This window comes from Streptomyces sp. NPDC059499 (assembly GCF_042749285.1).
In the GTDB taxonomy this organism is placed as follows: Bacteria; Actinomycetota; Actinomycetes; order Streptomycetales; family Streptomycetaceae; genus Streptomyces.
This window is the reverse complement of the sequence record NZ_JBHYTT010000009.1, coordinates 178454-204450: the sequence shown is the minus strand read 5'-3', so window position 1 is coordinate 204450 and position 25997 is coordinate 178454. Positions and strand designations below refer to the sequence as shown.

The following is a 25997-nucleotide window of genomic DNA, read 5'->3' as shown; positions in this document are numbered from 1 at the left end:
GCTACGCCGGACGCGGCCCCGGCCGCCCGCCGACCGTCGCGACCGCCTCGGCCCCGGCCCGGCAGCCGGCCGCGGCTGCCGCGGCATCGTCCGCCCCGGCGATGAGGGCGGCGAGGAAACCGCCGGTGAAGGCGTCCCCCGCGCCGGTCGAGTCGACCGGATCCCGTACGGCCGGGGCGGGCACACGCGTGGTCACCATGCCCCCGGCAGCCAGCAGGACGCCCCGGTCCCCGAGGGTGACGGCGACCCGCCCGGCGTGACGGCTCAGCTTGGCCGCCGCGTCGGCCGGGTCCGGCAGGCCGGTCAGCTCCCGGGCCTCGTCCGCGTTGGGGAGGAGCAGGTCCACGCCCTCGACCAGGTCGAGGAAGGCGCCGGCGCCCAGAGAGGCGAGGAAGCCCGCCGACGCGGGGTCCACACTCACCGGGATGTCCCGACGCCGGGCCTCACGCAGGGCGAGCCGTGCCGTCGCGCGGCTGGTCTCCGCGAAGAAGAGATAACCGGAGAGGTGGAGCCGGGCGACGCCGTCCAGGAACGACGCCGACCAGTCGTCGGGGGAGAGGCGCAGGACCGCGCCGCTGTCGGTGAGGAAGGTGCGCTCGGCCGAGGAGTCGACCAGGGCCACCACCGTGCCGGTCGGTGCCTCCCGGTCCACGGACAGCAGCGGCCGCACTCCCGCCCGTTCCAGCGCGCCCCGGTGCCAGGCCTCCGAATCCGCCCCGGCCCGCGCCAGCAGACGTACGTCCCGGCAGCCCGAACGAACAGCCCAGCACGCGGCGTTGGCGCCCGCCCCGCCCGGCATCGTGCTGATCCGCGCAGCCGTGTCCGTACCGTGGACCACGGCCGAGCCGTGCCGGACGACCACGTCGGTGACCACGTCGCCGACGACGAGGAGACCGCCTGCGGTCACCGCGCCGCCGCCGCGATCCGGGCGGCCAGCTGCACGTTCCCGCGCACGGCGGCCAGATTCGCTTCCAGGGACGCTCCGTCGGTCTCCCGCATCAGGTACTCCAGCAGGAACGGAGTGACGGCCTGCCCCACGATCCCGCGCTCCCGGCAGGCGTCCAGAGCCTGCGCGAGCACCCGGTCGTGCACCTCGGGGTCCAACTGCTCCTCCTGCGGTACGGGGTTGGCGACGACCAGCGCGGCGGAGGGACCCCCGAGCTCCTCCCGGGCCCGCATCACGTCCGCGACCTCCTGCGGTGTGTGGACCGTCCAGTCGACGGGCTCGCCCGAACTGCTCAGGTAGAAGCCGGGGAAGTACTCCGTGCCGTAACCGAGAACGCCGACGCCGAGCGTCTCGAGGCGCTGGAGCGTGGCCGGCACGTCCAGGATCGACTTCACGCCCGCGCAGACCACGGTGATGCCGGTCCTGGCGAGCAGCCGCAGATCCGCGGACTCGTCCTGTGTCTCGGTCCACTCGCGGTGTACGCCGCCGAGTCCCCCGGTCGCGAACACCTCCAGGCCGGCCCGCGCCGCCAGGAACGCGGTCGCGGACACGGTCGTCGCCCCGCTCGCTCCCTGGGCGAGAGCGGGCGCGAGGTCGCGGTGGCCCAGCTTCCGCATCGCCGGGTCACCGGCCACCCGCTCCAACCGGTCGGCCGTCAGACCCACATGGGCCCGGCCGTCGAGCACGGCGACCGTGGCGGGCACGGCCCCCGCCTTGCGTACGAGCTCCTCCAGCTCCTCCGCGATCTTGAGGTTGCGGGGGCGCGGCAGACCGTGGGCGATGATCGTCGACTCCAGGGCGACGACGGGGCGGTGGTCGGCGAGAGCGTCGCGCACCTCGGTGGAGAGCACGGGGGCGTGGCGGCCGGTTTCCTGCGACGTGGATGCCGATGGGTTCCGATGCATGCCCCATCCCTGTCGCAGGCACGGCGCCCGCAAACCCGGACGGGGAGGGGAGCCGCCGGTCTCTCAGACCTTCCCGGACACCGAGGGCTGCCGGTTCAGGGTCCGGCGCAGGGCGAGCGCGGCCAGCGGCAGCAGCAGACAGGCGGCGGCCGTGTTCAGCCAGCCGTAGCTCAGCCGGGAGACGATCACTCCGGCGACGGCCCCGCCGATGCCCGCCGCCGTGTTCATCGTGAGGTCGGAGAGGCCCTGCACCGCGGCGCGGGCGGCCTGCGGCACGGAGTCGGTGAGCAGTGCCGAACCGGCGACCAGGCCGGCCGACCAGCCGAGGCCCAGGACGAACAGACCCGCGGCGGTCCGGCCGTGCCCCGCGCCCGACGTACCGGCCAGCACCGCGGCGCAGCACAGCAGGCCGACGGCGAGACCGATCACGGACAGCCTCCCCACCCGGTCGGAGAGCCAGCCCATGACGGGCGAGAACGCGTACATGCCCGCGATATGACCGCTGATGACCAGCCCGATCAGCTGGATGTCCGCGCCGTGGTGCCCGAGGTGGACGGGGGTCATGACCATGATCGAGACCATGGTGGTGTGGGACACCGCGATGGTCACCAGCGCGAGACGGGCCATCGGGGAGGCCCGCACCGCCGCGATGCCCGCCCGCAGGGAGCGCTTCTCGACGGTCCCGGTCTCCTGCGGGGCCAGCGCACGGGCGGTGAGCAGCGGATCGGGGCGCAGCAGCACGGCGACCACGGCACCGGTGAGCAGGAAGATGGCGGCTGCCCAGGCGAACGCACCGGCCGTCTCGGGCACGGAGGTGCCGCGGAAGACATGTCCGGCGGGTGCCGAGATGTTGGGGCCGAGGACCGAACCGATCGTGGTGGCCCAGACGACGTTGGAGATCGCCCGCCCGCGGCGGTCCGGCTCCGCCAGATCGGCTGCGGCGAACCTGGCCTGGAGATTGGCCGAGGAGCCGGCGCCGAAACCGGCCATGCCGAGGAGCAGCAGCGGGAAGCTGCCCACCACGGCGGCCGTCACCACCAGGGACGCGCCCACCGCGCCGATCAGATAGGCGAGAACGAGTCCGGGGCGCCTGCCCCGTGAGGTCATCAGGGCCGCCAGGGGCAGTGACAACAGAGCGGGACCCGCCACCGAGGCGGTCGGAGCGAGCCCGGACAGAGCCTCGGAGCCGCTCACCTCCGCCGCCAGGACCGGTGCCAGGGCGATACCGATGGCCACGCCGAGGCCGCCGAGTATCTGGCTGCCGATGAGTACGGCGGAGGTCCTGCGCTGCAGCGCGGGCAGGTCCGCAGCCGTGATCCGGGGAGTGGGGAGGGCTTCTGTCACCGCCGAAGTGTGCCAGTACGTACGCCCGTGCGACATCCCGTTTCCGGCCCCGGTGTGCCTGTGCGGGGCCGCACCCGGTGTGCGCGTCCGTGACCGCGCCGGAGTGCCCGTGCGGGACCGCGCCGGACGGTCCTCAGAACAGCGGCTGCGGAAGGACCCCCTCGAGCGCCAGCAGCTGCCGCTTGGTCTCCAGCCCGCCGCCGAAGCCGCCGAGCCCTCCGTCGCTCTCCACCACGCGGTGGCACGGCACCACCACCGGCAGCGGATTGGAACCCATCGCCGCCCCGACGGCCTGGGCGGCTCCCGGCTGCCCCACCCGCCCGGCCAGGTCCCCGTATCCGACGACGGTGCCGTAGGGCACGCCGGCTGCCAGCTCGCGGAGCACCTCGCGGTTGAAACCGGAGGTGAGCGACCAGTCCAGGTCCAGCGAGAAGGCGCGCAGCCCGCCCGCGAAATACGCCGCGAGCTGGCGCTCGGGCTCGGCGAGCCGCGCGGAGCCGGCTGCCTGCACGGGCTCAGCGCCCAGCCGCGTCCGTATGTGCCCGAGTGCCTTGTCCCGGACGGCGGGGCTCGCGTGGAAGACCACGTTCACCAGACCCGTGCCGGTCGCGGCGAGCAGGAGCGGCCCGATGTCGCTCCGCACGACGGACCACTCCACGACCTGCTCGTTGCTGTCCATGCGACCACCGTACGGCCGGCCACTGACAACGCCCGGCCACGGCCTTTCCCGGATCCCTCAGCGGGTGGCGTCCCGCACGACGTCGGGGGTGTTGGTGATGATGCCGTCGACACCGAAGCCGGCCACCTTCGCCGCGTTCGCCGCGTCGTTGACCGTCCACGTGTTCACCTGGAGCGGCTTCCCGTGGGGGCCCTTCAGCTTCTGGACCGCCGCGACGTAGTCGGCGCCGATCGTCGTGTGCGACGGATTGATCTGGTCGGTGAAGGCCGCGTACGACGGCAGATCGGCCACCGCGGGGGTGCCGAGGAAGCCGGTGACGACGTCGGGACGCCGAGCGTGGACAGCTTTCACACTCTCTGCACCGAAGCTCTGGACGATCAGCCGGTGCGTGACGTGACCGCGGTCCAGCCACCCCTCCTCGCGCAGGATCCGCAGGGTCTCCCTCTCGATTCCCGGGTAGGTCTCCGGGCTCTTGATCTCCAGGAGGAGCTTCTGGCGGTTGCGCTCGACACGGTGCAGATACTGCGTGAGCGTCGGCACCCGTGCCCCCGCGTACCGGGCGCCGAACCAGCTGCCCGCGTCCAGCCGGGCGATCTCCGCGGCGGTGAAGTCCTTGACCGCCCAGGGGGCGCGGCCGGGGAAGACCTGCTCGGCGTCGGTGGTCCGCCCGAGGGTGGTGTCGTGCACGACGACCAGCACACCGTCCTTGGTGAGCTGCACGTCGTTCTCCACCCAGTCGATGCCCAGACGGTCGGCCGCGTCCACGGCCGCCAGGGTGTTCTCCGGGGCGTAGGCGGAAGCCCCGCGGTGGGCGAAGACGACCGGGCCGTCCTTCGGGCCCGCCGCCTGCGCCTGGGTGGCGGGCAGCAGGACGCAGCCGCCGAGCAGAGCGGCGACAGCGGCGGAGGCGGTTGCGGTGCGTACGGACACGTGTACTCCTCGCGTCGGGGTGCGGACATGCAGAGACTCCCAGCCGATGCCCAACGGGTGGCAGGAAGGCGGTGACGACAATGTGAACGGATTGTTCGGTACCGGATCGTGGACCGGCTCCAAGGCGGATAAAATGCCCCTCTTATGTTTGCCTGCCGGGCCTCGCCCTTTAGGGTCACCCCCGAACCCGGGCTTCCGCGAAGGGCGTACCAGCATGCAGGGCACAGTTGACGGCTTCAGTTACGGCCTCTTGACCCCGGTCGTGGCATTCCTCATGGCGTGCCTCGGCGCGGCCCTCGGGCTGCGCTGCACCACACGGTCCCTGCGCACCGAACGCTCCTTCAAAGCGGGCTGGCTCGCTCTGGGCGCCACCTCCATAGGCTCCGGCATCTGGACGATGCACTTCGTCGCGATGCTGGGCTTCTCCGTCGAGGAGGCACCGGTCAGCTACGACAGGCCGCTCACCTTCGCCAGTCTCGCCGTGGCGATCGTGATGGTCGGGATCGGCATATTCGTCGTCGGCTACCGGGGCGCGACCCGCATGGCGCTGGTCACGGGCGGCACCATCATGGGCCTCGGCGTGGCCTCCATGCACTACCTCGGCATGGCCGGAATGCGGTTCGAGGGACAGTTCGCGTACGACACGGTCACCGTTTCCCTCTCCGTCGTCATCGCCGTGGTGGCCGCGACCGCCTCGCTGTGGGCCGCCGTCTCCATCCACGGTTTCCTGCCCAGCCTCGGCGCGAGCCTGGTCATGGGCGTCGCCGTGAGCGGGATGCACTACACGGGAATGGCCGCGCTCAGCGTGCACCTGCACCCGGCCGTGGCCCAGGGGGCGGTGGCCGGCGACACACCCGCCTCGCTGCTCATGCCGATGCTGATCGGGCCGGGCTGCTTCCTGCTCCTCGCCGGGGTGGTCGTGCTGTTCGATCCGCTGGTGGTGATGGGCGCTCCCGACGGTCCGGACCGCCGGCCCGTCGGCCGCCCGCGCAGCCCCGGGCGGGTCCCCGGCATTCCCGTCCAGCGGCTCCACACCTCGTACGGGACAGAAGCCCGCGGGGAGTACCGGCAGCAGCGGAATCGCTGATCCGGCGCCGTTGTCAGTGGCGAGTCGTACGGTGGTTGCATGCGGCCCGTTTCGAAGATCGAACGTTCGATGGCGCCTTTCGAGGTCATCAGTCCCTACCAGCCCAGCGGTGACCAGCCCGCGGCCATCGCCGAGCTGGAGCGGCGTGTCCGCGGCGCCGAGAAGGACGTCGTCCTGCTCGGCGCGACCGGCACCGGCAAGTCGGCGACGACCGCGTGGATGATCGAGAAACTGCAGCGGCCGACCCTGGTGATGGCGCCCAACAAGACGCTGGCCGCACAGCTGGCCAACGAGTTCCGCGAGCTCCTCCCGAACAACGCCGTCGAGTACTTCGTCTCGTACTACGACTACTACCAGCCCGAGGCGTACGTCCCGCAGTCGGACACCTACATCGAGAAGGACTCCTCGATCAACGAGGAGGTCGAGCGGCTGCGCCACTCCGCCACGAACTCACTGCTGACCCGGCGCGACGTCGTCGTGGTCGCCTCCGTCTCCTGCATCTACGGCCTCGGCACACCGCAGGAGTACGTGGACCGGATGGTCCAGCTCAAGGTCGGCGACGAGATCGACCGCGACCAGCTGCTGCGCCGCTTCGTCGAGATCCAGTACACCCGCAACGACCTGGCGTTCGCCCGTGGCACCTTCCGGGTGCGCGGCGACACCATCGAGATCTTCCCGGTGTACGAGGAGCTCGCCGTCCGGATCGAGATGTTCGGCGACGAGATCGAGGCGCTCTCCACCCTCCACCCGCTCACCGGCGAGGTCATCAGCGAGGACCGGTCGCTCCACGTCTTTCCCGCCAGCCACTACGTGGCGGGCCCCGAGCGCATGGAGAAGGCGGTCGGCGGCATCGAGGCGGAGCTCCAGCAGCGCCTCGCGGAGCTGGAGAAGCAGGGCAAGATGCTGGAGGCCCAGCGGCTGCGCATGCGCACGACGTACGACATCGAGATGCTCCGCCAGATCGGCACCTGCTCCGGCGTCGAGAACTACTCGATGCACTTCGACGGCCGTGATCCGGGCACCGCGCCCAACACCCTCCTCGACTACTTCCCCGAGGACTTCCTCCTCGTCCTGGACGAGTCGCACGTCACGGTGCCGCAGATCGGCGCGATGTACGAGGGCGACGCCTCCCGGAAGCGGACTCTCGTCGACCACGGCTTCCGCCTGCCCTCCGCCCTGGACAACCGCCCGCTGAAATGGGAGGAGTTCCTGGGCCGGATCAACCAGACCGTCTATCTGTCCGCCACCCCGGGGAAGTACGAGCTCTCCCGGGGCGACGGATTCGTGGAGCAGATCATCCGGCCCACTGGGCTCGTCGACCCCGAGGTCGTCGTCAAGCCCACCGAGGGCCAGATCGACGACTTGGTGCACGAGATCCGCAAGCGGACCGAGAAGGACGAGCGGGTCCTGGTCACCACCCTCACCAAGAAGATGTCCGAGGACCTCACCGACTACTTCCTCGAGCTCGGCATCCAGGTCCGCTACCTGCACAGCGACGTCGACACCCTGCGCCGCATCGAGCTGCTGCGCGAACTGCGCTCCGGCGAGTACGACGTCCTGGTCGGGATCAACCTGCTGCGTGAGGGCCTCGACCTTCCCGAGGTGTCACTCGTGGCCATCCTCGACGCGGACAAGCAGGGCTTCCTGCGGTCCGGCACCTCCCTGATCCAGACCATCGGCCGTGCGGCCCGAAACGTGTCGGGGCAGGTCCATATGTACGCGGACAAGATCACTCCTGCGATGGCGCAGGCCATCGACGAGACCAACCGCCGCCGTGAGAAGCAGATCGCGTACAACACCGAGCGCGGGCTCGACCCGCAGCCGCTCCGCAAGAAGATCAACGACATCGTCGCGACCATCGCCCGCGAGGAGGTCGACACCGAGCAGCTCCTGGGCACCGGCTACCGGCAGGGCAAGGGGGCCAAGGCCCCCGTGCCGGCGCTCGGCGGCAAGGCCTCGGCCGGCAAGGCCAAGGGGGGTGGCGCGGCGGTCACCGACCGGCCCGCCACGGAACTCGCCGGGATCATCGAGGAGATGACGGACCGGATGCGGGCGGCCGCCGCGGACCTGCAGTTCGAGGTGGCTGCCCGACTGCGTGACGAGGTGGGTGAGTTGAAGAAGGAGCTGCGTCAGATGAGGGAGGCGGGGCTGGCCTGACCGGCGTGCACCAGGTGTGTTGCAAGAACGACACAAAAACGCCCCTTACCTGCTTCCGCCCCGAGCGGACTGCGTAGGGTGCGGGGAAACCGCACACGGACGGTTGCGGGGCAAGCGGAGAGGGGACAGCGCGTGACGGTCAATATGACCAAGGGTCAGGCCATCAGCCTGCAGAAGAGCGACGGGGGGACCCTGACCGCGGTACGGATGGGGCTCGGCTGGCAGGCGGCTCCGCGCCGCGGTCTGTTCGGCTCGCGCACCCGGGAGATCGACCTGGACGCCTCGGCGGTGCTCTTCGCCGACAAGCAGCCTGTGGACGTCGTGTTCTTCCGCCACCTCGTCAGTGACGACGGCTCGGTCAAGCACACCGGCGACAACCTGGTCGGCGGCGCCGGCTCGGGTGGCGACGACGAGGCGATCCTCGTCGACCTGCAGCGGATCCCGGTCCACATCGACCAGATCGTCTTCACGGTGAACTCCTTCACCGGCCAGACGTTCCAGGAAGTGCAGAACGCCTTCTGCCGCATCGTCGACGAGACGAACGGCCAGGAGCTCGCCCGCTACACGCTCGACGGCGGCGGCCAGTACACGGCCCAGATCATGGCCAAGGTGCACCGTGCGGGCAACGGATGGCAGATGACCGCCCTCGGGAACCCGGCCAACGGCCGGACCTTCCAGGACCTGATGCCGTCCATCCTGCCCCACCTGTAGCAGGACCGGACCGCGGTCCGACGTCAGTACGAGCAGCTCCCGGAGGCATCCGCCGCCGGGAGCTGCGCCCATGGCAGGGCACCACACCGAACGTCGAGGGGACAGGGCAATGACGGCCGAGCTGGTCCGGGGGCAGAATCACACGTTGCCCCAGACCCGTCTGGAGATCAGGGTGTCGGCGGGCTCGCCCGTCGTGGCCGGTGCCACGCTCGGGGACGAGCAGGGCACGGTCCATGGCGTCGAGTGGATCGCCCACCCAGGATCGCCCCAGCTGCCCGGACTCGAGGTGTCCAGGCAGGCCGCGGCCGACCACCGGCTCGCAGTCGACCTGGAGGCACTTCCCGACGCGGTGCACCGCGTCACCGTGCTCCTGGCCCTGCCCCTGGGGGCGGGCATGCCCGTCCGGTTCGGTGCGGTCGCCGCGCCGTTCGTCGCCGTCACCGGGCTCGACGGCACCGAGATCGCCACCTTCACCCTCACGGGCCTGGACGCCGAGTCCGCCGTGACGGCGCTGGAGCTCTACCGCCGGCAGGGGGTCTGGAAGGTCCGTGCCGTCGGCCAGGGATACGCCGCCGGGCTCGCCGAGATGCTCGCCGACCAGGGCGTGGCACAAGCCGTCGAGCTGGCACGCTCGATACAGGAGGCGGTCGCCTCCGGCCTGGCCCGCTCCGTGACACCCCCGCCGCCCCGTACCGCGGACGGCGGGCGCGTACGTCATCCGGCCGGACCGCCCCCGGCCACCGGACCGGTTCCGGCCGCCGATCCGGGCCGGCCCCACACCCGGGGTTCCGAACCCGTCGGTGAACCGTCCCCACCGGTGGCCGGTCCCACCACGGGCGGCCCCATCGACTACGCCCATCCGCGCCGCCAGACCACGGCCCCGCCACCGCCCCCTCCGGTGGCCCCGCCCGCGGCACCGGGACAGCCCGCCCAGCCCGTCGCCGGTGACGCCACCGGCTGGTCCATGGACGAGCGCCTCTACAACCAGATCTGGGGCATGTTCGAGGACCTGGCCCGGGCCACCGCCGCCTATCGCAGCGCGGTCGACTTCGCCGAGTCCCGGATGGACCAGGAGCTCGACAGGGCCCTGTCCGACCCGCGCAGCCGCATCGGTGGCACGGGTGACCGGGCCCGTGAGGAAGCCCGGGCCAAGCGCGACGAGCTGACCGCGCGGGCACGTGAGGCTCTGGACCGGGACCTCGCCCAGCTGGCCGCCGAGTCCGCCGTGGTCGAGCCCGCGCTCCCGGCCGCGTACGCGGGCTGGGGCAACCCCGTCTGGCACGCCTACCGGGTTCCGATGGAGATCCCGATGGCGCTGCGCATCGGTGACCTCCACCTGCCCGAGCGCACCGACCTGCACATCCCGCTGCTGGTGCGGCTGCCGCTGGAACGCGGGATCTGGGTGGACAGCGGCCGTACGGCGTCCGAGGCCTCCGCTCTGACGGACAGTGACCAGTTGCGCAGGCTGGGCATGGAAACGGCGGTCGCCCTGGCCGCCCGGATGCTCGCCGTCTATCCCGCGGACGAGTTCTCGGTGCATGTCATCGACCCCGCAGGCTCCGCCGCCGGTGCGCTGGCGCCCCTGACCGGCTCCGGGGCTCTGGCGGAGGCGCCTGCCGCAGGTCCCGGGGGAGTGGCCGCGGTGCTCGCCCGTCTGACCCGACGCGTCGACCTGGTGCAGATGGCCATCAGGGCCGGTGCCGCCGACTCGCTCCCGCCGGACCTGGACACGGGCGAGCAGCTGCTGATCGTCAACGACTTCCCGCACGGTTTCGACGACCGGGCGGTCACGCAGTTGCGCTATCTGGCCGATGAGGGGCCCGCCGTGGGCGTGCACCTGCTGATGGTGGCCGACCGCGAGGACGCGCGGGCCTACGGTCCCGTGCTCGATCCGCTGTGGCGGTCGCTGCTGCGGATCACCCCGGTCGCCGACGACCATCTGGCCGACCCGTGGGTGGGCCACGCCTGGACGTACGAGCCGCTGAGGCCGCCGCAGGGCAGCCGCGTCCTGGAGCAGGTCCTCGCACTGGTGGCCGCCGCTCGGCGTAACGGCTATCGCTGAGCCAGGGTGCCGCGTGACCCAAAACCGGCCTGACCAGCCATTTTGGTGGCCCCTTGCCTGAGACTTTACCTTTTCTTGGGAGTTCCTGTACTGTTCTTTGGGCGGAGGGGAGTACTCCCGATCGCGACGTTCCCGTCAGTACGGACTGTGACCGGTCCCGGGGCGTCGGCCCCGTGCGCATCCCGCGCACCCTGGGTGGAAGAGACCTCCGGCAGCGACGACGCTGATCTATAGCCGTAGCGAACTGCCGGAGGCGCAGTGGACGTTTCATGGACCCTTTGGACGCTGACCATTCTCGGTCTCGTCGCCCTCATCGCCGTCGACTTCTTCATCGGGCGCAAGCCCCATGACGTGTCGACCAAGGAAGCCGGAATCTGGACCATCGTCTGGATCGTGCTGGCCGCGCTCTTCGGGCTCGGCCTGCTGCTCTTCGGCGAGACCCAGGCCTCGGGCGAATTCTTCGCCGGTTACATCACCGAGAAATCGCTCAGCGTCGACAATCTCTTCGTCTTCGTCCTGATCATGGCGAAGTTCTCGGTGCCCTCGCACCTCCAGCAGCGGGTGCTGCTCGTCGGTGTGCTGATCGCCCTGGTGCTCCGAGCGATCTTCATCGCCGCCGGCGCCGCGGTCATCGCCAACTTCTCGTGGGTCTTCTACATCTTCGGCGCGTTCCTGATCTACACCGCCTGGAAGCTCATCCAGGAGGCGCGGGCCGGTGACGAGGAGGACGAGTTCGAGGAGAACCGTCTCCTGAAGTCGATCGAGCACCGCTTCGGTGTCGCCGACAGGTACCACGGCACGAAGCTCTTCATCCGCAACAACGGCAAGCGCGTCATGACCCCGCTCATGGTGGTCATGCTCGCCATCGGCACCACCGATGTGCTGTTCGCGCTGGACTCCATCCCCGCGATCTTCGGGCTGACCCAGGACCCGTACATCGTCTTCACCGCCAACGCGTTCGCTCTGATGGGCCTGCGTCAGCTGTACTTCCTCATCGGCGGTCTGCTGAAGAAGCTGGTCCACCTCAGCTACGGACTCTCGGTGATCCTCGGATTCATCGGCGTCAAGCTGGTGCTGCACGCACTCCACGAGTCCGGGGTGCACGTACCCGAGATCTCCATCCCGTTCTCCCTCACCTTCATCTGCGGCGTCCTGGTGGTCACCACGATCACCAGCCTGATCGCCAACAAGAGGACGGCGGCGGCGGAGGCCGAGAAGGCGAAGGCGTCCGACGAGGAGAGCAAGAGCATCGGCGCGCAGAAGTAGGCCGGAAGCAGGACCGGTGGAAGCGGAGCCGGTAGCGGTACGACCAGCGGACGAATCGGCGGCCGGGGCCAACAGGCACCGGCCGCCGGTGTGTCACCAGCCGCGCTCGCGCCACTCCGGCAGCCGGGGCCGCTCGGCGCCGAGCGTCGTGTCGTGTCCGTGTCCCGGATAGACCCAGGTCTCGTCCGGGAGCGGGTCGAAGAGCTTGGTCTCCACATCGTGGAGCAGGCTCGCGAACGCCTCCGGGTCGTTGCGCGTGTTGCCGACCCCGCCGGGGAAGAGGCAGTCCCCCGTGAACAGGTGGGGTGCCCCGTGAGGGTCGTCGTAGACCAGCGCGATGGAGCCCGGGGTGTGGCCGGCCAGATGGCGGGCGGTCAGCGCGACCCGGCCCACCCGGATCGTGTCCCCGTCCTCGACGAGCACATCGGTGGGGACCGGAATGCCCTCGGCGTCGTACCGTCCCGCGTACGTGCGTGCCCCGGTGGCCGTCACGACCTCTCCCAGGGCCTGCCAGTGGTCACCGTGCTGATGCGTGGTGACGACCGCGGTGATCGAGTCGTCGCCGATCAGCTGCAGCAGGGTCCCGGCCTCGTTCGCCGCGTCGATCAGGAGCTGCTCGCCGGTGGCCCGGCAGCGCAGTAGATAGGCGTTGTTGTTCATCGGGCCGACAGCGACCTTGGAGATCATCAGATCCGTCAGCTCGTGCACATCCGCAGGTCCGCCGACCTTGACCGTTCCGCTGTACGTCATACGTCTCAGCCTATAGCGGGGGCAGCGCGGGAAGGGGGCCGCCTTCCGCGGTGAGCCCGGAGCCGTCGCGGCGCCCGCAGAGCCAGCCGAGGATGTCGGTCGCGCTGCCCCGGACCACGACCGGTCCGGCGTCCCCGCCCCCGCCGGTGGTCCAGAGGTGGCCGTCCGGGGTCACCGTCGTCGTGGGAGGCACATCGGGATGCCCGGCGAACCGCTCCGCCAGGAAGTCGTTCTCCCGGATCACGAACTCCTCCGGAAGGTCCTCCAGCTCGTAGCCGATCCCCAGGTCGACATGGTGCAGCTCGACCTCGACCCGGCGGCGGAAGGGGACCCGGGAGGCGGAGTCCGTCACGCCGTTGCGCATCGTGATCGTGCGCGACCAGTCGGCGGGCGCCGCGGCCGCGGCCAGGAAGCCGTCCCCGCTGACGCGCAGGTCGGCGAGCTGCTCGGCGAGGAGGCGGGGCGCATCGCGGTCGATGTCGGCGTCCCGGGTTTCGCTGCTCGCGTACATGGGGCGGCCCTGGAGAACATTTACGAGCGCGTCGGCGTTACGTGACAGGTGGGCGAGGACATGTCCTCTGCTCCAGCCCGGCAGCCGTGACGGCTCGGCGAGGGCGGCGTTGTCCAGTTTGCCCGTCGCGCTCAGGAGCCGTTCGGTCGCTTCACGTACGGCGTCCAGGTCGTGCACATGATCAATCATGAGGCCGAGCCTAGCCTCGCCACTCATTCGGGTGAAGGAGTCATCAACCGTCCGTAAATCGAATGTGCGTGCTATACGCTCGGAGTCGAAACTCCCTACATCGCTGTGGCGCCCCCCATACCCTGGGACAGGGGCTCAGTTCCCCCATTTCTCTCCAGAAAGGTGCGGACCGGCGTGGCCGACCGTCTCATCGTCCGTGGCGCGCGCGAGCACAACCTGAAGAACGTCTCGCTCGACCTCCCCCGTGACTCCCTCATCGTCTTCACCGGGCTCTCCGGGTCGGGCAAGTCCTCACTCGCGTTCGACACGATCTTCGCCGAGGGCCAGCGGCGCTACGTGGAGTCGCTCTCCTCGTACGCCCGGCAGTTCCTCGGCCAGATGGACAAGCCGGACGTCGACTTCATCGAAGGTCTGTCGCCCGCGGTCTCCATCGACCAGAAGTCGACCTCGCGCAACCCGCGCTCGACGGTCGGCACCATCACCGAGGTCTACGACTACCTCCGGCTGCTCTTCGCCCGGATCGGCAAGCCACACTGCCCCGAGTGCGCCAGGCCCATCTCCCGCCAGTCGCCCCAGGCCATCGTCGACAAGGTCCTCGGCCTGCCCGAGGGCAGCCGCTTCCAGGTGCTCTCCCCGCTGGTGCGCGAGCGCAAGGGCGAGTTCGTCGACCTCTTCGCCGATCTGCAGACCAAGGGCTACAGCAGGGCGCGGGTCGACGGTGCGACGATCCAGCTCTCCGAGCCGCCCACGCTGAAGAAGCAGGAGAAGCACACCATCGAGGTGGTCATCGACCGCCTCACCGTGAAGGACAGCGCGAAGCGCCGGCTGACCGACTCGGTCGAGACCGCGCTCGGCCTCTCCGGCGGCATGGTCGTACTCGACTTCGTCGACCTCCCGGAGGACGACCCCGAGCGCGAGCGGATGTTCTCCGAGCACCTCTACTGCCCGTACGACGACCTGTCCTTCGAGGAGCTCGAGCCCCGCTCCTTCTCCTTCAACTCCCCCTTCGGTGCCTGCCCGGACTGCACGGGCATCGGTACGCGCATGGAGGTCGACCCGGAGCTGATCGTCCCGGACGAGGACAAGTCGCTCGACGAGGGCGCGATCCACCCCTGGTCGCACGGCCACACCAAGGAGTACTTCGGGCGGCAGATCAACGCGCTCGCCGAAGCGCTCGGATTCCGTACGGACATCCCCTGGGCGGGTCTGCCGCAGCGCGCCAAGAAGGCGCTGCTCCATGGCCACAAGATCCAGACCGAGGTGCGCTACCGCAACCGCTACGGGCGCGAGCGCGCCTACACCACCCCCGCCTTCGAGGGTGCGGTGCAGTTCGTCAAGCGGCGGCACTCCGAGGCCGAGAGCGACTCCAGCCGGGAGCGCTTCGAGGGCTACATGCGTGAGGTGCCCTGTCCGACCTGTGAGGGCACCCGGCTCAAGCCGATCGTGCTCGCGGTGACGGTGATGGACAAGTCCATCGCCCAGGTCGCCGCGATGTCGATCAGCGAGTGCGCCGAGTTCCTCGGCCGCCTCAAGCTGAACGCCCGCGACAAGAAGATCGCCGAGCGGGTGCTCAAGGAGGTCAACGAGCGGCTGAAGTTCCTCGTCGACGTCGGCCTGGACTACCTCTCGCTGAACCGTGCCGCAGGCACGCTGTCCGGTGGCGAGGCCCAGCGCATCAGGCTCGCCACCCAGATCGGCTCCGGACTCGTCGGCGTGCTGTACGTGCTGGACGAGCCGTCCATCGGCCTGCACCAGCGCGACAACCACCGGCTGATCGAGACCCTGGTCCGGCTGCGCGACATGGGCAACACGCTCATCGTCGTCGAGCACGACGAGGACACCATCAAGGTGGCCGACTGGGTCGTCGACATCGGCCCCGGTGCCGGTGAGCACGGCGGCAAGGTCGTCCACTCCGGCTCGCTCAAGGACCTGCTGGCCAACAAGGCGTCGGTCACCGGGCAGTACCTCTCCGGCAAGAAGTCCATCGCGATGCCCGACATCCGGCGCCCCGTCGACCCGACACGCCTGCTCACGGTGCACGGCGCCCGGGAGAACAACCTCCAGGACATCGACGTCTCGTTCCCGCTGGGTGTCCTCACCGCGGTCACCGGTGTCTCCGGTTCCGGGAAGTCGACCCTGGTCAACGACATCCTCTACACCCACTTGGCCCGCGAGCTCAACGGGGCCAAGTCGGTCCCCGGCCGGCACACCCGGGTCGAGGGCGACGACCTCGTCGACAAGGTGGTGCACGTCGACCAGTCGCCGATCGGCCGCACGCCCCGGTCCAACCCGGCCACGTACACCGGAGTCTTCGACCATGTCCGCAGGCTGTTCGCCGAGACGATGGAAGCGAAGGTGCGCGGCTATCTGCCGGGCCGCTTCTCCTTCAACGTCAAGGGCGGCCGCTGCGAGAACTGCTCGGGCGACGGCACGATCAAGATCGAGATGAACTTCCTGCCCGACGTGTACGTCCCGTGCGAGGTCTGTCACGGAGCGCGGTACAACAGGGAGACGCTGGAGGTCCACTACAAGGGCAAGTCCATCGCGGAAGTGCTGGACATGCCGATCGAGGAGGGCCTGGAGTTCTTCGAGGCCGTCCCGACGATCGCCCGCCACCTCCGTACGCTCAACGAGGTCGGCCTCGGGTACGTCAGGCTCGGCCAGTCCGCGCCGACGCTCTCCGGCGGTGAGGCGCAGCGCGTGAAGCTGGCGAGCGAGCTGCAGAAGCGCTCCACCGGCCGCACGGTCTACGTCCTGGACGAGCCGACGACCGGTCTGCACTTCGAGGACATCAGCAAGCTCATCGCGGTGCTCTCCGGACTGGTCGACAAGGGCAACTCGGTGATCGTCATCGAGCACAACCTCGATGTCATCAAGACCGCCGACTGGGTCATCGACATGGGCCCCGAGGGCGGCAAGGGCGGCGGTCTGGTCATCGCCGAGGGCTCCCCGGAGTATGTCGCCTCCGTGCCGGCCAGCCACACCGGGAAGTTCCTGCAGACCGTCCTGGGCGCGGACCGGATCAGTGAGGCCACGGTGCCCGCCGCCCGCAAGCCGGTCCGCAGGACGGCCGCCAAGAAGGCGGTCGCAGCGAAGGCCACCCCGGCCCGCAGGACGGCCACGGCCAGGACGGCCAAGAAGGCCGCGGCCGAGGAGCTCGCACCGAAGAAGGCCACCCGCACGCGGAAGGCCTGACACCGTCCGGACGAGGCGGCCCCCGGCACCCCGGGGGCCGCCTCGGCGCTGTTCCCGGCCACCGGGCCGGGCGCGACCCGGGCCGGACCCGGACCCGGCCGCGCCCCGGCCCGGCCTTCGCCTGCCGGGTCCCGCCCGGTCCGGTCGGGGCCGGTCGGAGGGGCGGCGTTCTCCGCCGGTATCGTCGGGTCTGTCGCCGATGCCTTCAGGCGCGGCCTGTGCCCGACGTCCGTGGGCATCCGGCGCCCCGGGGCGGGAACCGGCGGCTCTCTGTCCCCCCGACCAGTGGAGACCGCATGTCCGGCCTGCCCGCCGCCCGCCGCACCGTACTGAAGGGCGCCGCTCTCGCCGGTGCCGCCGGGCTGGGAGTGGCCGCCTGCTCGACCGACTCGAAGCTCGGCCACGCCCAGACACCGACGCCCACCGCGCCCGTCGAGCTCGGTGCCGCCGACGAGGTCCCGGTCGGCGGGGCGAAGCTCTACCGGGAGCAGCGGGTCGTCGTGAGCTGCCCGGCGAAGGGCCAGTACAAGGCGTTCAGTGCACAGTGCACCCACGCGGGCTGTCTCCTGGACAAGGTCGAGGGCAACGAGGGCAACTGCCCGTGCCACGGCAGCCGGTTCGACATGACGACCGGCAAGGCGCTCCAAGGCCCCGCCACCGTGCCGCTGCCCGCCGTCCCGGTGAAGGTCGAGGGCGGAAAACTGGTCGCGGGCCCCGAGGCCTGACCGCGAGCGGCGGGCCGCTCCCGGACCTCTGCCGGGCGAACCCCGGGGCCGCCCCTCCGCGCGCTCGCCGGAAGGCGGATCCCCTGCGAGAATGCCGCGCTGTCACCACCCGCAAGTAGGGTGTGAGACATGGCAGACCCCTCCAGCTACCGCCCCAAGCCGGGACAGATCCCCGACTCCCCGGGGGTCTACAAATTCCGCGACGAGCACCGCCGGGTGATCTACGTCGGGAAGGCCAAGAACCTGCGCCAGCGCCTGGCGAACTACTTCCAGGACCTGGCCGGCCTCCACCCGCGCACGCGCACGATGGTCACGACTGCCGCCTCCGTCGAGTGGACCGTCGTCTCCACCGAGGTCGAGGCGCTCCAGCTGGAGTACTCCTGGATCAAGGAGTTCGACCCCCGGTTCAACGTCAAGTACCGCGACGACAAGAGCTATCCCTACCTCGCGGTCACGCTCAACGAGGAGTTCCCGCGCGTGCAGGTCATGCGCGGAGCCAAGAAGAAGGGCGTGCGCTACTTCGGTCCGTACGGTCACGCCTGGGCGATCCGCGAGACGGTCGACCTCATGCTCCGGGTCTTCCCCGTGCGTACCTGCTCCGCGGGTGTGTTCAAGAACGCCGCCAGGACCGGCCGCCCCTGTCTCCTGGGCTACATCGGCAAGTGCTCGGCACCGTGCGTCGGCAGGGTCAGCCCCGACGAACACCGCGAACTGGCCGAGGACTTCTGCGACTTCATGGCCGGCCGGACGGGCACGTACATCCGCCGCCTGGAGAAGGACATGATGCAGGCGGCCGAGGAGATGGAGTACGAGAGGGCGGCCCGGCTGCGCGACGACGCAGAGGCGCTCAGGCGGGCCATGGAGAAGAGCGCCGTCGTCCTCGCCGACGCCACCGACGCCGACCTGATCGCGGTGGCCGAGGACGAGCTCGAGGCCGCCGTCCAGATCTTCCACGTCCGCGGCGGCAGGGTGCGAGGCCAGCGCGGCTGGGTCACCGACAAGGTCGAGGCCGTCGACACGGCGGGCCTGGTCGAGCACGCGCTCCAGCAGCTGTACGGGGAGGAGACGGGCGACTCCGTCCCCAAGGAGGTCCTCGTCCCGGCGCTCCCCGAGGACCCGGAAGCCGTCTCCCAGTGGCTCGCGGACCGCCGCGGCTCCCTGGTCAGCCTGCGCATCCCGCAGCGGGGGGACAAGAAGGACCTGATGGTCACGGTCCAGCGCAACGCCCAGCAGGCTCTGGGGCTGCACAAGACCAAACGCGCCTCCGACCTCACGACCCGCTCCCGGGCCCTGGAGGAGATCGCCGAGGCGCTCGGCCTGGACACGGCACCGCTGCGGGTGGAGTGCTTCGACATCTCGCACCTGCAGGGAGACGACGTGGTCGCCTCCATGGTGGTCTTCGAGGACGGACTCGCGCGCAAGAGCGAGTACCGCCGCTTCCAGATCAAGGGCTTCGAGGGCCAGGACGATGTCCGCTCGATGCACGAGGTCATCGGCCGCCGCTTCAAGCGCTACCTCCAGGAGAAGGAGCGGACGGGGGAGTGGGAGGAGACTCCGGCCGCCACCGGCCCCGTACCGGCGCCCGCGCCCGCGGAGCCCGCGCCCGGGTCACCTGCGCCCGCACAGGCCGCACCGTCCGTGGAACCCGCACCCGCGGGCGCCGCCGGGGGCACACCCACCGCCTTGGCCGACGCCCCCGCCGAGCCCGGTGAAGAGCCCGGCGGAGAGTCCCGTGAGGAGCCCCGTGAGGAGCCCCGCGAGGACGACGGCCGTCCCAAGCGGTTCGCCTACCCGCCGCAGCTCGTCGTCGTCGACGGCGGGCAGCCCCAGGTCGCCGCGGCCAAGCGCGCCCTGGACGAGCTGGGAATCGACGACATCGCCGTCTGCGGCCTCGCCAAGCGCCTCGAAGAGGTCTGGCTGCCCGATGACGACGACCCGGTGGTCCTGCCGCGGTCCAGCGAAGGCCTCTACCTCCTCCAGCGCATCCGCGACGAGGCCCACCGCTTCGCGATCACCTATCAGCGCGCCAAGCGGGCCAAGCGCATCCGCAGCAGCCCGCTGGACGACGTCGCCGGTCTCGGCGAGACCCGCAAGCAGGCGCTGATCAAGCATTTCGGCTCCGTGAAGAAGCTGCGGCAGGCGACAATCGACGAGATCTGCGAGGTTCCGGGGATAGGCCGCAGGACGGCGGAATCAGTGGCCGCCGCCCTCGCCACGGCCGCCCCGGCCGCGCCCGCCGTGAACACGGCCACAGGAGAGATCATGGAAGAGGACGACGGGGGCAGCACGTCATGACCGAGCACGCGCATGAACGCCAGAACGACCGAGCAGACGGAGCAGCAGACGTGAGTACGGGAAGCACCAAGGAGAAGGCCGAGGCCGCCGTGCCGGCCATCCCCGAGCTGGTGATCATCTCGGGTATGTCGGGTGCCGGGCGCAGCACCGCCGCCAAGTGTCTGGAGGACCTCGGCTGGTTCGTCGTCGACAACCTCCCGCCCGAGCTGATCCCCACGATGGTGGAGCTCGGCGCCCGGTCCCAGGGCAACGTCGCGCGCATCGCCGTCGTCGTCGACGTACGGGGCCGCCGCTTCTTCGACAACCTCCGGCAGTCCCTCGCGGACCTGGAGGCCAAACACGTCACCCGGCGGATCGTCTTCCTGGAGTCCTCCGACGACGCACTCGTACGCCGGTTCGAGTCGGTGCGCCGTCCGCACCCCCTCCAGGGCGACGGCCGGATCGTCGACGGCATCGCAGCCGAACGCGATCTGCTGCGCGAGCTGCGCGGCGACGCCGACCTGGTGATCGACACCTCCAGCCTCAACGTGCACGAGCTGCGGGCCAAGATGGACGCGCAGTTCGCCGGCGACGAGGAGCCGGAGCTGCGGGCCACGGTGATGTCGTTCGGCTTCAAGTACGGCCTGCCCGTCGACGCCGACCTCGTCGTCGACTGCCGCTTCCTGCCGAACCCGCACTGGGTCCCCGAGCTGCGTCCCTTCACCGGGCTCAACGAGGAGGTGTCCGACTACGTCTTCGACCAGCCCGGCGCCAAGGAGTTCCTCAACCAGTACACGGAGCTGCTCCAGCTGATTGCCGCGGGTTACCGCCGCGAGGGCAAGCGCTATGTGACCATCGCGGTCGGCTGTACGGGCGGCAAGCACCGTTCCGTCGCGATGTCGGAGAAGCTGGCCGCCCGGCTGGCCACCGAGGGGATCGAGACCGTGCTCGTACACCGGGACATGGGGCGCGAGTGACCAGTCGCAACCTGCGCCTGCGCAGGCTGAGCAGAGCCACCTCCGCGCTCTCCGGCCGCAAGCGGGGCGCGCAGCCCAAGGTCGTCGCCCTCGGTGGCGGTATGGGCCTGTCGGCGTCGCTCACGGCGCTGCGCCGGATCACCGGTGATCTCACGGCCGTCGTCACCGTCGCCGACGACGGGGGCTCCAGCGGCAGGCTCCGCGAGGAGCTGGGCGTCCTGCCGCCCGGCGACCTGCGCAAGGCGCTGGCCGCGCTGTGCGGGGACGACGAATGGGGTCAGACCTGGGCCCAGGTCATCCAGCACCGCTTCGAGTCCAAGGGCGATCTGCACGAGCACGCGGTGGGCAACCTGCTGATCGTCGCCCTCTGGGAACAGCTGGGCGACCACGTGCAGGCCCTCGACCTGGTCGGCAAGCTGCTCGGCGCCCACGGCAGGGTGCTGCCCATGTCCGCCGTACCCCTGGAGCTCCAGGCGCTCGTACGGGGGCACGACCCGGAGCGCCCCGAGGAGATCGTGACCGTGCGGGGGCAGGCCACCGTGGCGCTCACCCCCGGTGAGGTGCAGTCCGTCCATGTGGTGCCCGCCGACCCGCCGGCGGTCCCGGAGGCGGTCGCGGCCGTCCTCGACGCCGACTGGGTGGTCCTCGGCCCGGGGTCCTGGTTCTCCTCGGTGATTCCGCACCTCCTGGTGCCCGAACTGCTCGACGCGCTGGTCTCCACGAAGGCCCGAAAGGTCCTCTCGCTGAACCTCGCACCACAACCCGGTGAAACAGAAGGCTTCTCACCGCAGCGTCATTTGGAGGTTTTGGGACGACACGCCCCTAAACTCGCCTTGGACGTGGTGCTGGCCGACGAGGCTGCGGTGCCCGACCGTGAGTCCCTCGCCGACGCCGCCAAGCGGCTCGGAGCCGCGGTCGAGCTGGCCCCGGTGGCTTCGCCCGACGGTGTTCCGATTCACGATCCGGAGCTGTTGGCTGCCGCGTACGACCGTATTTTTCGGATGCATGGAAGGATCGGCCCATGGCGATGACGCCAGCGGTGAAGGACGAAATCTCTCGGCTTCCCGTGACCCGGACCTGCTGCAGAAAAGCAGAGGTCTCGGCGATTCTTCGATTCGCGGGCGGGCTGCACCTGGTGAGCGGCCGGATTGTGATCGAGGCCGAACTGGACACGGCGATGGCGGCGCGCCGGCTGAAGCGGGACATCCTGGAGATCTTCGGGCACAGCTCGGAGCTGATCGTGATGGCTCCCGGCGGACTGCGCCGGGGCTCCCGCTATGTCGTACGCGTGGTGGCGGGCGGAGATCAGCTCGCGCGCCAGACCGGGCTGGTCGACGGCCGCGGCCGGCCGATCCGCGGACTGCCCCCGCAGGTGGTCTCGGGGGCCACCTGCGATGCCGAGGCCGCCTGGCGCGGGGCCTTCCTGGCCCACGGTTCGCTCACCGAGCCCGGCCGCTCCTCCTCGCTGGAGGTGACCTGCCCCGGCCCGGAGGCCGCCCTCGCCCTGGTCGGAGCCGCCCGCAGGCTCTCGATCGCGGCCAAGGCCCGCGAGGTGCGCGGGGTGGACCGCGTCGTCGTCCGGGACGGCGACGCCATCGGAGCGCTGCTGACCCGTCTCGGCGCCCATGAGTCGGTGCTGGCCTGGGAGGAGCGCCGGATGCGGCGCGAGGTCCGCGCCACCGCCAACCGGCTCGCCAACTTCGACGACGCCAACCTCCGGCGCTCCGCCCGGGCCGCGGTGGCCGCAGGCGCCCGCGTGGGGCGCGCGCTGGAGATCCTGGGCGAGGAGGTCCCGGAGCACCTCGCGGCGGCCGGACGGCTGCGCATGGAGCACAAGCAGGCGTCCCTGGAGGAGCTGGGTGCCCTCGCCGACCCGCCGCTGACCAAGGACGCGGTCGCGGGCCGGATCCGGCGGCTGCTGGCCATGGCCGACAAGCGGGCCCAGGACCTCGGTATCCCGGGCACCGAATCCACCCTCAGTGAGGAGCTGGCCGACGGTCTCGTCGGCTGAGCGGTCGCACGCCTCCCGTCGCCGGCGCACCTCCCGAGGGCGTCGGCGGCGGCATTGCCGGGACCTCGGGCAGCCCTCATGCATGCCCGGTACACACTCTTTGTGCCGCGACGAGGCCCTATTGACATGACCATGGACCATCACGAACCTGTCCTCTGTCCGCCGACCGGGCGGACGGAAGTGACAGACAACTGCATGGGGGGCTCATGAGACGCAGAGCGCGAGCGATCCTCGCCGCGGCTTCACTACTGATGGCCGGACTGGCGGTACCCGTTGCCCAGGCGGACCAGGGGAGGGGCGGCGGCGCGGACGGCCTGGGTGTCTGGCACGCGGAGGTCTCCGCGGCTCAGCTGCCGCTGCTGGCCGATGCGGGCACGGACAGCCACGAGCTGAGTGAGCAGGTGCCCGAACGGGGCTCGGCCACCGTGGAGCTCTACCTCACCGACCGGCAGGCCGGAGAGCTGCGCGGCAAGGGCGTCGAGATCACCGAGCACACCCTCTCCGCCAAGGCCTCGAAGCGGGTCGCGGCAGCCGGCGACGGCGTCTTCCGCCCGTACAGCGGCGAGAACGGCCTGCGGAAGGAGATCCTCGCGACCGCGCAGGCCAACCCCGGCCTCACCAAGGTCGTCAGCATCGGCAGAACCGTCCGCGGCCAGGACATCCTCGCCCTGAAGCTCACCAAGGGCGCCAAGAAGGCCAAGGACGGCTCCAGGCCCGCCACGCTGTACATGTCCAACCAGCACGCCCGGGAGTGGATCACCCCGGAGATGACCCGCCGGCTGATGCACCACTACCTCGACGGGTACGGCAAGGACCCGCGGATCACGAGGATCGTCGACACCACCGAACTGTGGTTCGTGCTCTCCGCCAACCCCGACGGCTACGACTACACGTTCACCGGCGAACGGGACTGGCGCAAGAACCTCCGCGACAACAACGGCGACGGCACCATCACCCCCGGCGACGGCGTCGACCTCAACCGCAACTTCCGCTACAAGTGGGGCTACGACAACGAGGGTTCCTCGCCGGACCCGGGCGACGAGACCTTCCGCGGCACCGCGCCCTCCTCCGAGCCGGAGACAAGGGCGCTGGACGCCTTCCAGAAGCGCATCGGCTTCCAGTACGGGATCAACTACCACTCCGCCGCACAGCTGTTGCTGTACGGAGTGGGCTGGCAGGTCGCCACGGACACACCCGACGACATCGTCTACAAGGCGCTCGCCGGAACGCCCGAGAAGTCCGCCGTCCCGGGATACCGCCCGCAGGTCTCCTCCGAGCTGTACGTCACCAACGGCGAGGCCGACGGACACGCGGCCAACGTCAACAGGATGATGATGTTCACGCCGGAGATGTCGACGTGCGCGACCGCCTCCCGGATCGACCCCGACGACGCGTGGGAACCGGCCGACTGCGGCTCGATCTTCCGCTTCCCGGACGACGAGAAGCTGATCCAGCAGGAGTTCGCCAAGAACGTCCCCTTCGCGCTCGCGGTCGCCGAGTCCGCCGCGCACCCCGACCGGCCGGTCTCCCCGGTCGGCATCGACGCGCCCGACTTCACCCCTGACGCCTTCACCACCTCCTACGCCCGCGGCGGCGACCAGGAAGTGGCGGTCACCGCCCGCAAGTCCGTCCGCGACAAGCGCCTCAACTACCGCATCGACGGCGGCCGTACGCACACCGAGCGGCTCAAGGCCTGGGAGGGCGGCGAGACCTTCGGCGGCGAGGACAACATCCACTTCGACCAGTACCGCGCCGAGGTCGAGGACGCCGACGAGGGCGACACCGTCACGGTCTGGTTCACCGGCCGCACGACCGCCGGCAAGCGCACCTCCAGCACCCCCTTCACCTACACCGTCGCCGACCGGCCGCGCGGCGACACCCTGGTGATCGCCGATGAGGGCGCCCCCGCCCGGCACACCGCCGCGTACACCGGGGCGCTCGCGGCCAACGGCCACGGAGCAGCCGTCTGGGACGTCGCCGCGAACGGCGCCCCGCACGCCCTCGGGGTGCTCAGCCACTTCCGCACCGTCCTGTGGTACACCGGCGACCGGCGCCCGGCCGCCGCGACCATGCTCGCGGTCCGCTCCTACGTCAACGAGGGCGGGAAGCTGATCAACGCCGGCGAGCAGGCGGGCGGGAGCGTCACCGGCGCCGGGGGCACCGACGACTTCTCGCAGTACTACCTCGGTGCGTACAACAGGGTCGGACTCAAGTCCCCGCCCTCCTTCGCAGGCTCCGGACGGCTGTCCGGGGCGACGGGAACGCTCGGCGACGTCCCGGACAACGCCCTGGAGGCGGCGGGCGCGTACACGGTCACCTCCGACACGCTGGACCCGGAGGAGTTCCCCCAGTTCCGCAGCGCCGCGGCGGGTGAATACCCGGGGGTCCGCACACCCTTCGAGCCGTACGGGGGCTCCTGGTTCGCCGCCGCCACCCACCAGGACGCCTCCTACAAGAGGCTCTCGCGCACCGTCGACCTGACGGGCACCACCGCGGCGGACGACCCCGGCCTGCGGTTCCAGCTCAGCTACGACACCGAGGAGGGGTACGACAACGTCGTCGTCGAGGCCCGCACCGTGGGCCAGGACGACTGGACGACCCTGCCCGACGCCAACGGCGGCACCGACACCGGCCTGCCCACGGACTGCGAGGAGGGCTACTACGCCCAGCTCCACCCCTTCCTCACCCACTACCTGACCGTGGGCGGGGACTCCTGCACCGGTACCGGGACCACCGGCGGCTGGCACCGGTTCACGGGCAGCTCCAACGGCTGGCAGCAGGTCTCCGTGGACCTCGGCGCGTACGCGGGCAAGCAGGTCGAGCTCTCGGTCTCCTACGTCACCGACCCGGGCTCGGGCGGACTCGGGGTCTTCGTGGACGACACCGAGCTCGTCGTCGGCGGGACGGCCCGGGACACCGAGGGCTTCGAGACCGCCCTCGGTCCCTGGAACACCCCCGGGGCGCCGGCCGGCAGCCCGCAGAACACGGCCGACTGGACCCGTTCCGGACCGCTGTTCCATTCGCAGGCCGCCGTCACGACCCGTGACACCGTGCTGCTCGGCTTCGGCCTCGAACACGTGGCCGGGGCCGCCGAGCGGAAGCAGTTGATCGGAAAGGCGCTGAGAAGTCTGGGGCGTTGACGCTCCGTAACCGTCGCACGGGTGGGGCCGGCGCCCCGCCCGTGCGGTCGACGCAGTAACGGAGGTCCGTATTCCTACTCGGGAGTACGGACCTCGCCGTCCGTTCCGTCCCTACTCGATGTCACTACCGGGCCCTCG

At 70.6% G+C, this 25997-nt stretch carries 19 protein-coding genes; 12 read left to right on the top strand and 7 right to left on the bottom strand.

Annotated features, from left to right (window positions below):
- Position 1 precedes the first annotated feature (1 nt).
- From ACFW9O_RS22105 to ACFW9O_RS22085, 5 genes are all read right to left on the bottom strand, one after another.
- Complete coding sequence (locus ACFW9O_RS22105; RefSeq protein WP_384611534.1) at positions 2 to 907, bottom strand: carbohydrate kinase family protein; 906 nt, start codon at positions 905 to 907, stop codon at positions 2 to 4.
- A complete protein-coding gene (locus ACFW9O_RS22100) occupies positions 904 to 1851 on the bottom strand; it encodes a pseudouridine-5'-phosphate glycosidase (protein WP_384611532.1) in 948 nt (315 codons plus the stop codon). Before ACFW9O_RS22100 ends, ACFW9O_RS22105 begins: the two co-directional genes overlap by 4 nt.
- 63 nt (positions 1852 to 1914) lie before the next feature.
- Positions 1915 to 3231: an MFS transporter gene (locus ACFW9O_RS22095; RefSeq protein ID WP_384611530.1), complete on the bottom strand. Its 1317-nt coding sequence runs from the start codon at positions 3229 to 3231 to the stop codon at positions 1915 to 1917.
- Between the two features lie 97 nt (positions 3232 to 3328).
- Positions 3329 to 3874, bottom strand: a complete 546-nt coding sequence (locus tag ACFW9O_RS22090) for a methylated-DNA--[protein]-cysteine S-methyltransferase (protein WP_351175921.1) — start codon at positions 3872 to 3874, stop codon at positions 3329 to 3331.
- Between the two features lie 57 nt (positions 3875 to 3931).
- Positions 3932 to 4804 (bottom strand): glycerophosphodiester phosphodiesterase, encoded by an 873-nt coding sequence (locus ACFW9O_RS22085; protein WP_384611528.1) that lies wholly within the window; start codon positions 4802 to 4804, stop codon positions 3932 to 3934.
- A 214-nt stretch (positions 4805 to 5018) separates the two neighbouring features.
- Between ACFW9O_RS22085 and ACFW9O_RS22080 the strand changes: the two genes are divergently transcribed.
- From ACFW9O_RS22080 to ACFW9O_RS22060, 5 genes are all read left to right on the top strand, one after another.
- A complete protein-coding gene (locus ACFW9O_RS22080; RefSeq protein ID WP_384611526.1) occupies positions 5019 to 5891 on the top strand; it encodes an MHYT domain-containing protein in 873 nt (290 codons plus the stop codon).
- A gap of 39 nt (positions 5892 to 5930) precedes the next feature.
- Entirely contained in the window at positions 5931 to 8048 is a 2118-nt protein-coding gene (gene uvrB / locus ACFW9O_RS22075) for an excinuclease ABC subunit UvrB (protein ID WP_351175927.1), read from the top strand.
- A 132-nt stretch (positions 8049 to 8180) separates the two neighbouring features.
- Positions 8181 to 8759: a TerD family protein gene (locus ACFW9O_RS22070; RefSeq protein WP_351175929.1), complete on the top strand. Its 579-nt coding sequence runs from the start codon at positions 8181 to 8183 to the stop codon at positions 8757 to 8759.
- Between the two features lie 109 nt (positions 8760 to 8868).
- Positions 8869 to 10821, top strand: coding sequence for a TerD family protein (locus ACFW9O_RS22065; RefSeq protein WP_384611523.1), 1953 nt, complete (start codon positions 8869 to 8871; stop codon positions 10819 to 10821).
- A 258-nt stretch (positions 10822 to 11079) separates the two neighbouring features.
- Positions 11080 to 12087, top strand: coding sequence for a TerC family protein (locus tag ACFW9O_RS22060; RefSeq protein WP_384611521.1), 1008 nt, complete (start codon positions 11080 to 11082; stop codon positions 12085 to 12087).
- A 93-nt stretch (positions 12088 to 12180) separates the two neighbouring features.
- On the opposite strand, the gene ACFW9O_RS22055 is transcribed toward ACFW9O_RS22060, so the two are convergent.
- Positions 12181 to 12837, bottom strand: a complete 657-nt coding sequence (locus ACFW9O_RS22055) for an MBL fold metallo-hydrolase (RefSeq protein WP_384611520.1) — start codon at positions 12835 to 12837, stop codon at positions 12181 to 12183.
- Between the two features lie 10 nt (positions 12838 to 12847).
- Complete coding sequence (locus tag ACFW9O_RS22050; protein WP_384611519.1) at positions 12848 to 13537, bottom strand: maleylpyruvate isomerase family mycothiol-dependent enzyme; 690 nt, start codon at positions 13535 to 13537, stop codon at positions 12848 to 12850.
- Between the two features lie 174 nt (positions 13538 to 13711).
- On the opposite strand from ACFW9O_RS22050, the gene uvrA reads away from it, so the two are divergent.
- From uvrA to ACFW9O_RS22015, 7 genes are all read left to right on the top strand, one after another.
- Positions 13712 to 16732, top strand: coding sequence for an excinuclease ABC subunit UvrA (gene uvrA, locus ACFW9O_RS22045; protein WP_384611517.1), 3021 nt, complete (start codon positions 13712 to 13714; stop codon positions 16730 to 16732).
- A 296-nt stretch (positions 16733 to 17028) separates the two neighbouring features.
- On the top strand, positions 17029 to 17457 hold the full coding sequence (locus tag ACFW9O_RS22040; protein WP_351176319.1) for a Rieske (2Fe-2S) protein: 429 nt from the start codon (positions 17029 to 17031) through the stop codon (positions 17455 to 17457).
- 129 nt (positions 17458 to 17586) lie between these two features.
- Complete coding sequence (gene uvrC / locus ACFW9O_RS22035) at positions 17587 to 19752, top strand: excinuclease ABC subunit UvrC (RefSeq protein WP_384611516.1); 2166 nt, start codon at positions 17587 to 17589, stop codon at positions 19750 to 19752.
- Positions 19749 to 20708, top strand: a complete 960-nt coding sequence (rapZ, locus tag ACFW9O_RS22030; protein ID WP_329212220.1) for an RNase adapter RapZ — start codon at positions 19749 to 19751, stop codon at positions 20706 to 20708. Before uvrC ends, rapZ begins: the two co-directional genes overlap by 4 nt.
- A complete protein-coding gene (gene yvcK, locus ACFW9O_RS22025; RefSeq protein WP_384611515.1) occupies positions 20705 to 21739 on the top strand; it encodes a uridine diphosphate-N-acetylglucosamine-binding protein YvcK in 1035 nt (344 codons plus the stop codon). Before rapZ ends, yvcK begins: the two co-directional genes overlap by 4 nt.
- Positions 21730 to 22719, top strand: a complete 990-nt coding sequence (whiA, locus tag ACFW9O_RS22020) for a DNA-binding protein WhiA (RefSeq protein WP_030919772.1) — start codon at positions 21730 to 21732, stop codon at positions 22717 to 22719. Before yvcK ends, whiA begins: the two co-directional genes overlap by 10 nt.
- A gap of 206 nt (positions 22720 to 22925) precedes the next feature.
- Positions 22926 to 25859 carry a M14 family zinc carboxypeptidase gene (locus ACFW9O_RS22015; protein WP_384611513.1) on the top strand — a complete coding sequence of 978 codons (2934 nt, stop codon included), beginning with the start codon at positions 22926 to 22928 and terminating at the stop codon, positions 25857 to 25859.
- Positions 25860 to 25997: the final 138 nt, after the last annotated feature.